The following is an 8,190-nucleotide window of genomic DNA, read 5'->3' as shown; positions in this document are numbered from 1 at the left end:
AACAAATTTTTCTTGATTATTGAGGACCTTCAACGATGTTGATTGCAACAAATCCTGAGCATCGTCACGATTCATTGTCAAACTATATGCAAAATTAAACAACCTTTTTTGCATCCCTACTAATTTTTCTGTTACGTTATTTACGTCCATATCTCAATACTTTTATTTAATTTCTCTTTATTGCCCTTTTATCTATCGGACATTGCAAATATAATAGAGATGTTATAAGTAAAATATAAGTATTCTCGACAAGGGTATAAAGATTTTATAAAGATGTGTATTATGTACACTAATAAAATTATATTTCTAATCAATTATTCATTTATACAGTCATCCATATTTTATTGTAAATTTGTTACAAATAAAAGACTATGAAGCAAGAACATTTTTCCTTAAAAAAAAGAGCACGGAGTTTCGGGTATGCCTTCAACGGCATTAAAATACTTTTCAGATATGAACACAACGCAAAAATACATAGTTGTGTCACCATTTTGGTAATCGCCGCAGGTATATGGTTCAATATCTCTATCAACGAATGGATAGCTATTGCTCTGACTTGCGGCATTGTTTTAGCAGCAGAAAGTTTCAATTCTGCAATCGAAGCCCTTTGCGATTTAGTCAGTCCTCAACAAAATCCCATTATAAAAAAGGTAAAAGATTTAGCTGCTGCGGCAGTATTATTTACAGCAATAGCTGCTCTTATAGTGGGATGTATTATCTTCATCCCATATATTATATCATAAATAAAAAAGGTTCTGTAAATAAATAGATTTACAGAACCCCAACTAACCAATTTCTCTCTGGCTTATTTCAATTTTGCAACCGAGTCTTTTATACGGCGAAGCGCTTCTTTCAAATTTTCATCTGAAGTAGCGTAAGAAAAACGCAAACAATCCGGTGCTCCAAAAGCATCTCCCCCTACCGTAGCCACATGAGCATCCTCAAGCAAGTACATAGCTAAATCATCAGATGTTTTAATTACGTGTGTACCATCTGATTTGCCAAAGTAATAACTTACTTCCGGAAACAAATAAAAAGCACCTTGAGGATTATTTACTTTAAACCCGGGAATTTCCTTTGTCAATTCAACAACAAGATTGCGACGACGCTCGAATGCCTTACGCATTTCTTCTACACAAGATTGATCGCCAGAAAATGCAGCTGTAGCAGCTTTTTGTGCTATAGAACAAGGCCCTGACGTATATTGGCTCTGTAATTTATTACATGCCTTAGCAATCCAAAGAGGAGCAGCAATAAATCCTATTCGCCATCCGGTCATTGCATAACCTTTCGAAACACCATTTATAATCACCACCCTATCTCGTATTTCCTCAAATTGGGCAATACTTTGGTGCCCCCCAACATAATTGATATGTTCGTATATTTCATCGGCAAGTACCAAAACTTGAGGATATTTTACTAATACATCCGCCAATCCTTTCAGCTCGTCCTTAGAATAGACACTGCCTGTAGGATTAGATGGAGAACAGAGAATCAACAACTTTGTCTTAGGGGTTATAGCGGCCTCAAGTTGTGCTGGAGTAATCTTGAAATCTTGCTCGATACCAGCAGAAACAATGACGTTCTTTCCCTCAGCCAACTTGACCATTTCTACATAACTAACCCAATAGGGAGCCGGAACAATAACTTCATCTCCGGCATTAACTAAACTCAATACGGCATTACAAATTGACTGTTTAGCCCCCCCTGAGACAACAATTTGTTCCGGAGCAAAATCAAGCTGATTTTCATTTTTTAATTTAGCACAGATTGCCTTTCTCAAATCCATATAACCTGGGACAGGAGAATAAAATGAAAAATTGTCATCTATTGCTTTCTTAGCCGCCTCCTTAATGTGGTCGGGAGTATTAAAATCGGGTTCTCCCACACTTAAATTAATAACATCAATACCTTGAGCCTTTAACTCATTACTTTTCTGAGACATAGCCAATGTCTGGGAAGGCGACAGACTTGCCAGACGTTCTGAAACTTGATTCATGGGTCTTGTATTGTTTTTAGTTGTTTGTTTTCGTTTTGCAAATATACAATAAAACTTCTAACGTCTTACAATACTAACTACAAAATATTCAATGCAAAAAGCAAAATTCTACATATTCAAATATTTTAGTGTCATTTTGAAACTATCAAAATAACTATTTAGAACAAATCATAAGTCGTTTTTAAGACTTGAAACTCTGTACGACGATTAATCTGATTTGCAATTTCCTGCTGCTCTTCCGGCAATGCCAATATATACTCTTCTGTCAAGATATCTCCTTCTTTAAAGAAAGAATATTGTTTTGCAATTTTTTTCGTAATTGTTTTGGGTCGGCTCTCTCCATATCCCTTCGGAGTCAGGCGGTCGGCTTTTATACCCCCTTTGATTAAATAATCGACTACAGACTGTGCCCGTCTTTCAGACAGACGGAGATTATACGAATCAGCCCCTTTCATATCGGTATGCGCAGCCAACTCAATTGTCACATTCGGATTGTCATTCAGCAACTTTATCAATTCATCCAACGCCTTAGTAGATTCGGGACGTAAAGTTGCACGATCAAAATCATAAAAAATATTTTCAATCAATACAGGCTTAGTCAACGACGCCAATATAAAATCTGCCCTATAGACCTCATTTTTCTCTTCATTACTAGTCGTTAGTTCGTATTTACTATTCAGAAAACCACGGCATCCGGCCATCATTACATATTCCGTCCCCAAATCAAGTTTGAACTTATAACTTCCATCTTTTCGTGAAATCGCCTTCTGATTGGTCCCATCCTTACCGACAATTCTAATAACTGCATCAGGAATAGGTTCCTCATCCCAATCAAATACTCCCCCCTCAATCCATACTTCTATTTGAGGTAATTCAAAACTGTAAATATGGTCATAACCTCGTGCATCATTCCGATTAGACGAAAAAAAGCCACTTTCTCCTTGCCCAAAAGTAATACCAAAATCATCTGACATAGAATTAATAGGAGCTTTCAAATTCTCTATCTTCCACACACCATATTCATTCTGAGAAGCTTTGAACAAGTCCAATCCTCCCATACCCGGATGTCCATCTGAGGCAAAATACAATACGCCATTATCTCGAATATACGGAAACATCTCATCCCCCGGAGTATTAATCTGAGGGCCCATATTCTCCAACGTACCTTCTCCTTTTTCATTCAGTGCTATACGCCATATATCTTTTCCTCCTTGTCCTCCAGGCATATCAGATGTAAAATAAAGATAATTTCCATCCGGTGAAACTGCCGGATGTGCAAATACCGATATAGTATCTCCTGTTATTTCCAATTTCTGTGGAGTACCCCATTTAGCTCCCGAACGAGAAGAGGTATAAATCTCCACAGATGTGTCGGCATTCGGCTCACGTGGAGCTTTTGTCAAATACATAAGCGTACCATCTGGACTGAAACTTATTATACCTTCATCCAATTCACTATTCAACTCACCTTCAATAATCTGAGGCTTTGTCCAAGCTCCTTTTTCATCTTTTTTCGAAAAGAAAATATCATTATTCTTAGTGCCAGTAATTTCACTCTTCCGAGTTCCGGTAGCTTTCTCTGTACTGGATGTAAAGTACAACTGGTCATAATCCTTTCCCAAAAACATCGGACAACAGTCACTACGCCTCGAATTGAACAAATCAGCTCGCTTTACGACATAACGTGTCGGATTTTTTTTCCAGTCAACAGCCATTTCACATCCCCTGATTCCATTTTTAGCCAGCATATCTCCCGGCTTACGCTCAAGAAATAAATTATAATTCTTAATGGCATCTTTGTATTTTCCTTGCATTTGAAAACTCCGAGCCAAATAAAAATATGCCATACTATCCTTATAATGATATCGTATCGCATTTTGATATGCGCCTGTCGCTCTTGGAGCCGCATTCATCCTACGATAGCATGTAGCCATTTTATATGCAATTTTTCCTCGCAAAGCTCTCTCCTTTCTCGGAGATGTTTTAGCATAAACCTTGCGATAAGTGGCTGCTGCATCAAAAAATTCTCCTCGTGCAAATTGGGCGTCGGCCGTACTGAGCTTAGCATTGCCACAAGATGACAACACTCCTAATAAAAATAACAGATATAAAAAACGTACCTTCATCCAGGGAACAGCATTTCTTCTATTATATACGGTTTTTATCACCGATTATTGTTCAAATCAGACCTTTTAACGCTTTCAAGGCAACAATAAAGAGCTGTCTCCATAACTCAGAAAGCGAAAATTATTCGCCAATGCATAATCATATATTTCTCTCCAATGACCATCTACAAAAGCAGATACCAATAGTAATAATGTACTTTTAGGCTGATGAAAATTGGTTATAATTCCTTGTACAATTTTAAATGTATATCCTGGTGCAATAATAATTTGAGTCGAAGTTACTAAACGATTGGAACAATGCTTATGTAAATATTCTACAATATTTTCCAACGCTTTCTTGGGTTCAATTTCTATTTCGCTATCATATGGCCGCCATTGAGTAACATGCAACTCTTCAGGAGAAATTTCCGGATGATACTCTAATGTTCGACCAATATAATAGAGACTTTCCAAGGTACGTACCGAAGTCGTCCCAACGGCAATAATCTTCCGCGTCGTTCTAGCCAGTTGTTCTATCAAGGATATATCCACCGAAATAAATTCTGTATGCATCTCATGTCCTTCTATCGTTTCACTCTTTACTGGCTTAAATGTACCGGCACCAACATGCAGTGTAAGTTCTAATAAAGGAACTCCACTATTTTTTAGTTCTGAAAGAACCTCCGGTGTAAAATGAAGGCCAGCCGTTGGAGCAGCAACAGATCCCTCTACTTTGGCATATACTGTCTGATAAGTCTCTTTATCACTTTCTTCTGTAGCTCGATTCAAATAAGGTGGAATAGGTAACTCCCCTATTTTCTCTAAAATAGTATCAAAAGTCAACTCCAAATTATCCCAGAAAAACTCTATCTCAAAAGCATTTCCATGCACATTCTTTTTAGTCGCCGACAACCTTACACTTGTTCCGTTAAAGTCCAAATCGCGATACAGAGTCTCTTCTTTCCACTTTTTCAGATTACCAATCATACATACCCATGTACAATGTCCTTTAGACTGGAATGCCAAAGCATAATCATGAGGTAAAAGAGGTTCAAGACAAAATATTTCTATCAAAGCTCCCGTTTTTTTCCTGAAATGCAAACGTGCCTGAATAACTCGAGTATTGTTAAACACAAGTAAACTTCCTTCCGGCAAAATTTGAGGCAAATTATGGAAAATCGTCTGAGATATCTTCCCATTACGATACAATAATAATTTAGATGTATCTCGCTTTGATAAAGGAAATTTAGCTATTCGTTCGTCAGGTAACGGGTAGTTAAAATCTTCAATTCGTATATCTTGAGTTTTTTGCATAATCTATTTGAATATCTGTACAAATTTAAGCAACTTTGCGAATAAATAAATAATGCTATGGTAAAAGTAGGAGATAAAGTTAGATTCCTCAATTCTGTCGGAGGAGGAACAGTTGTTAAAATAAATAAAGATATCGCATATGTCGAAGAAGAAGACGGCTTCGAAACCCCAGTATTGATACACGAATGCGTAGTTATAGAATCTGTAAAAGATAAAAACTCATCACCTGTAACAAAAGAGACAAAAGTCTCTCAAAATTCCAGTAAAATACAGCTGGATGATACCTCTGAAAACGATGATGATAACAAACTTTCCATTATAGAGACAAAAGAAGGGGACAGAATAAATTTAGTATTGGCTTTTCTCCCTGAAAATGCAAAAAATCTACAAAATGGCAAATTCGATACTTATTTGGTAAATGATAGTAACTACTATATATTCTTCACATATTTGAATAAAACAGAATCGGGATGGAATACTCGCTATTCCGGCATTGTAGAGCCTAATATACAAATTCATATCGAGGAATTCGGGAAAGAGGACTTAAATGATTTAGAACGCATTTGTATACAATATGTAGCATTTAAAAAAGATAAACCGTTCCAACTAAAAAATACAGCCTCGGTAGAACATAAATTAGATACAGTGAAATTTTACAAGCTACATAGTTTCCGAGAAAATGATTATTTCGATGAAAATGCTCTTATACTGAACATCGTAAAAAATGATATTCCTGAACGTCGATTCGAGCTTAGTGCAGCCGAGATTGAAGCAGCCATCAAAAGTAAAAAAGCCATCGATACCCATCAAAAACAAGCTGTCAATAAAAAACATCATCATAATAATGAGCCGGTAGAGGTAGACTTACATATACACGAATTGCTCGATTCTACTACCGGTATGAGCAACTCGGATATTCTAAATTACCAGCTCGATAAATTCAGAGAAGTCCTTGAAAATTACAAAAATACAAAAGGGCAAAAAATTGTCTTTATACATGGAAAGGGAGACGGTGTATTGCGAAAAGCCATACTGACCGAATTAAAGAATAAGTATAAGCATTATGACTACCAAGATGCTTCATTCCGTGAATATGGATACGGAGCCACACAAGTTACAATTAAATAATACAAAAAATATCTTTTAGTTAAGATACTTTTTCATTCCGGGTGTTACAACAATAGCATTTGCTGTAGAATCAGCACCGGCAGAACAAATAAAAAGCGCCTCTATATGGGGCGTTTTTTTTGCTAATACCAAGCTTTTATCCACGCCCAACACCATAAATGCCGTAGCATAAGCATCAGCTGTCATGCAATCATCCGCAATAACTGTGACACTTAACAAATTATGCTGTACGGGGTAACCACTGACCGGATCTATCGTATGAGCGACGCGCTTTCCATCTACATATCTAAAATTGCGATAATTGCCTGATGTAGCCATTGCTCCATTACAGAGTGAAGCTATACATTCTATTTCATTTGCTACTCCTGCAGTATCTAATATAGGTTTATCTATACCTACCTGCCAACATTTGCCTTTTTCATTCTTTCCTTTTGCAACAATTTCACCACCAATCTCCACTATATAATTTTCAATTCCTTTTGAATCTAAAAAATCAGCAACAATATCACAAGAGTACCCTTTAGCAATAGCAGAAAAGTTCAATGTCATTCTTCTGTCCTTCTTGATAACTTTTCCATTTAAAAGAGAAATCTTGTCCATACCAACCATCTGCAAAAGACTATCTATTTTAAAAGGCGTTATATCATCTGCTTTACTGAACCCAAAACCCCATACATTTATTAAAGGCGATACCGTTGGGTCGAATGCACCCTCCGAAGCCACATAAATCTCCTTTGAACGACTAAAAACCGTCTTAAAATATTCATCTACTCTTACTGCCGTATCATTTCTATTAATTGCAGCAATAATAGACTCTTCATTAAAAGGAGACAAAGATTTATCAAAACGTTTCAATAATGCATTTATTTCCGATTGTAAATCTTCGGAATACTGGTAAGTTATATGATATACCGTCCCGAATATGAGCCCCTCATTATGTTGGTAAAGTAATTGATTGCCTTTTACTTTCCATAAAGAGACAACAGCAAAAACCACTAAAAATATTACACTGGCAATATATCCTTTTCCATTTATTCGCATAATGCTATATTCCTATTAAGCACACAGATGTTCTATTAATATTTTTACTCCAATAAGTATAAGTATGATACCCCCTAATATTTCGGCACCGGTTTTCAATTTTCGGCCAAAGTATCTACCAATATTCAATGCTAATACCGAAAATGTGAATGTTGTCCCTGTAATAATAATTGTGGGCAAACACATATCCACTTTCAAAAAAGCAAATGAGATACCAACAGCAAGAGCATCAATACTGGTAGCAACAGAAAGGCCGAGCAATGTCCGGGTTTTAGACGGGTCAAAACAACACGGACAAGTTTCATCTTTTTTCGGCCAACCTTCGACAATCATTTTACTTCCTAAAATAAGTAAAAGGACAAAAGCAATCCAATGGTCATAATCCTGTATATATTGTTGAAAACCTCGACCTAACCACCAGCCCAAGAGAGGCATGGCACCCTGAAAAACGGCTAGGAATGTTGCAATCTTTACTACTCTCGTCCACCTAAATGGCTTCAATATGACTCCGCTTGTTAACGACACAGCAAAACTGTCCATCGATAACCCGACAGCCAATAAAAAAATCTCAAATATTCCCATAATAAGCCGATGTTTAACGCG

General features: G+C 36.7%; 7 protein-coding genes. 2 read left to right on the top strand and 5 right to left on the bottom strand.

All coding sequences use genetic code 11. From position 1 onward, the window contains the following. Positions 1-371: 371 nt before the first annotated feature. Positions 372-743: a diacylglycerol kinase family protein gene (locus BN2628_RS12975; protein WP_044224565.1), complete on the top strand. Its 372-nt coding sequence runs from the start codon at positions 372-374 to the stop codon at positions 741-743. Between the two features lie 62 nt (positions 744-805). On the opposite strand, the gene BN2628_RS12970 is transcribed toward BN2628_RS12975, so the two are convergent. From BN2628_RS12970 to BN2628_RS12960, 3 genes are all read right to left on the bottom strand, one after another. Then, complete coding sequence (locus BN2628_RS12970; protein WP_044224567.1) at positions 806-1,999, bottom strand: pyridoxal phosphate-dependent aminotransferase; 1,194 nt, start codon at positions 1,997-1,999, stop codon at positions 806-808. Between the two features lie 158 nt (positions 2,000-2,157). Then, positions 2,158-4,125, bottom strand: a complete 1,968-nt coding sequence (locus tag BN2628_RS12965; protein ID WP_044225127.1) for a PorE family type IX secretion system protein — start codon at positions 4,123-4,125, stop codon at positions 2,158-2,160. A gap of 75 nt (positions 4,126-4,200) precedes the next feature. Then, on the bottom strand, positions 4,201-5,418 hold the full coding sequence (locus BN2628_RS12960) for an S-adenosylmethionine:tRNA ribosyltransferase-isomerase (protein ID WP_044224570.1): 1,218 nt from the start codon (positions 5,416-5,418) through the stop codon (positions 4,201-4,203). A gap of 57 nt (positions 5,419-5,475) precedes the next feature. On the opposite strand from BN2628_RS12960, the gene BN2628_RS12955 reads away from it, so the two are divergent. Continuing rightward, complete coding sequence (locus tag BN2628_RS12955) at positions 5,476-6,546, top strand: DUF2027 domain-containing protein (RefSeq protein ID WP_044224573.1); 1,071 nt, start codon at positions 5,476-5,478, stop codon at positions 6,544-6,546. 15 nt (positions 6,547-6,561) lie between these two features. On the opposite strand, the gene BN2628_RS12950 is transcribed toward BN2628_RS12955, so the two are convergent. Together BN2628_RS12950 and BN2628_RS12945 are read right to left on the bottom strand one after the other, a co-directional pair. Next, the gene (locus BN2628_RS12950; RefSeq protein ID WP_044224575.1) at positions 6,562-7,587 is read right to left on the bottom strand and encodes an FAD:protein FMN transferase; all 1,026 of its coding nucleotides are present in this window, start codon (positions 7,585-7,587) and stop codon (positions 6,562-6,564) included. 15 nt (positions 7,588-7,602) lie between these two features. Continuing rightward, positions 7,603-8,169, bottom strand: a complete 567-nt coding sequence (locus BN2628_RS12945; RefSeq protein WP_044224578.1) for a manganese efflux pump MntP — start codon at positions 8,167-8,169, stop codon at positions 7,603-7,605. Positions 8,170-8,190 lie beyond the last annotated feature (21 nt).

This window comes from Gabonia massiliensis (assembly GCF_001403595.1).
In the GTDB taxonomy this organism is placed as follows: domain Bacteria; phylum Bacteroidota; class Bacteroidia; order Bacteroidales; family Coprobacteraceae; genus Coprobacter; species Coprobacter secundus.
This window is presented reverse-complemented; position numbering and strand designations above follow the sequence as displayed.

Bases quoted from the DNA above. Each gene is read 5' to 3' on its own strand.
- BN2628_RS12955 (WP_044224573.1), top strand. From the start codon at position 5,476: ATGGTAAAAGTAGGAGATAAAGTTAGATTCCTCAATTCTGTCGGAGGA.
- BN2628_RS12970 (WP_044224567.1), bottom strand. From the start codon at position 1,999: ATGAATCAAGTTTCAGAACGTCTGGCAAGTCTGTCGCCTTCCCAGACA.
- BN2628_RS12960 (WP_044224570.1), bottom strand. From the start codon at position 5,418: ATGCAAAAAACTCAAGATATACGAATTGAAGATTTTAACTACCCGTTA.
- BN2628_RS12950 (WP_044224575.1), bottom strand. From the start codon at position 7,587: ATGCGAATAAATGGAAAAGGATATATTGCCAGTGTAATATTTTTAGTG.
- BN2628_RS12965 (WP_044225127.1), bottom strand. From the start codon at position 4,125: ATGAAGGTACGTTTTTTATATCTGTTATTTTTATTAGGAGTGTTGTCA.
- BN2628_RS12945 (WP_044224578.1), bottom strand. From the start codon at position 8,169: ATGGGAATATTTGAGATTTTTTTATTGGCTGTCGGGTTATCGATGGAC.
- BN2628_RS12975 (WP_044224565.1), top strand. From the start codon at position 372: ATGAAGCAAGAACATTTTTCCTTAAAAAAAAGAGCACGGAGTTTCGGG.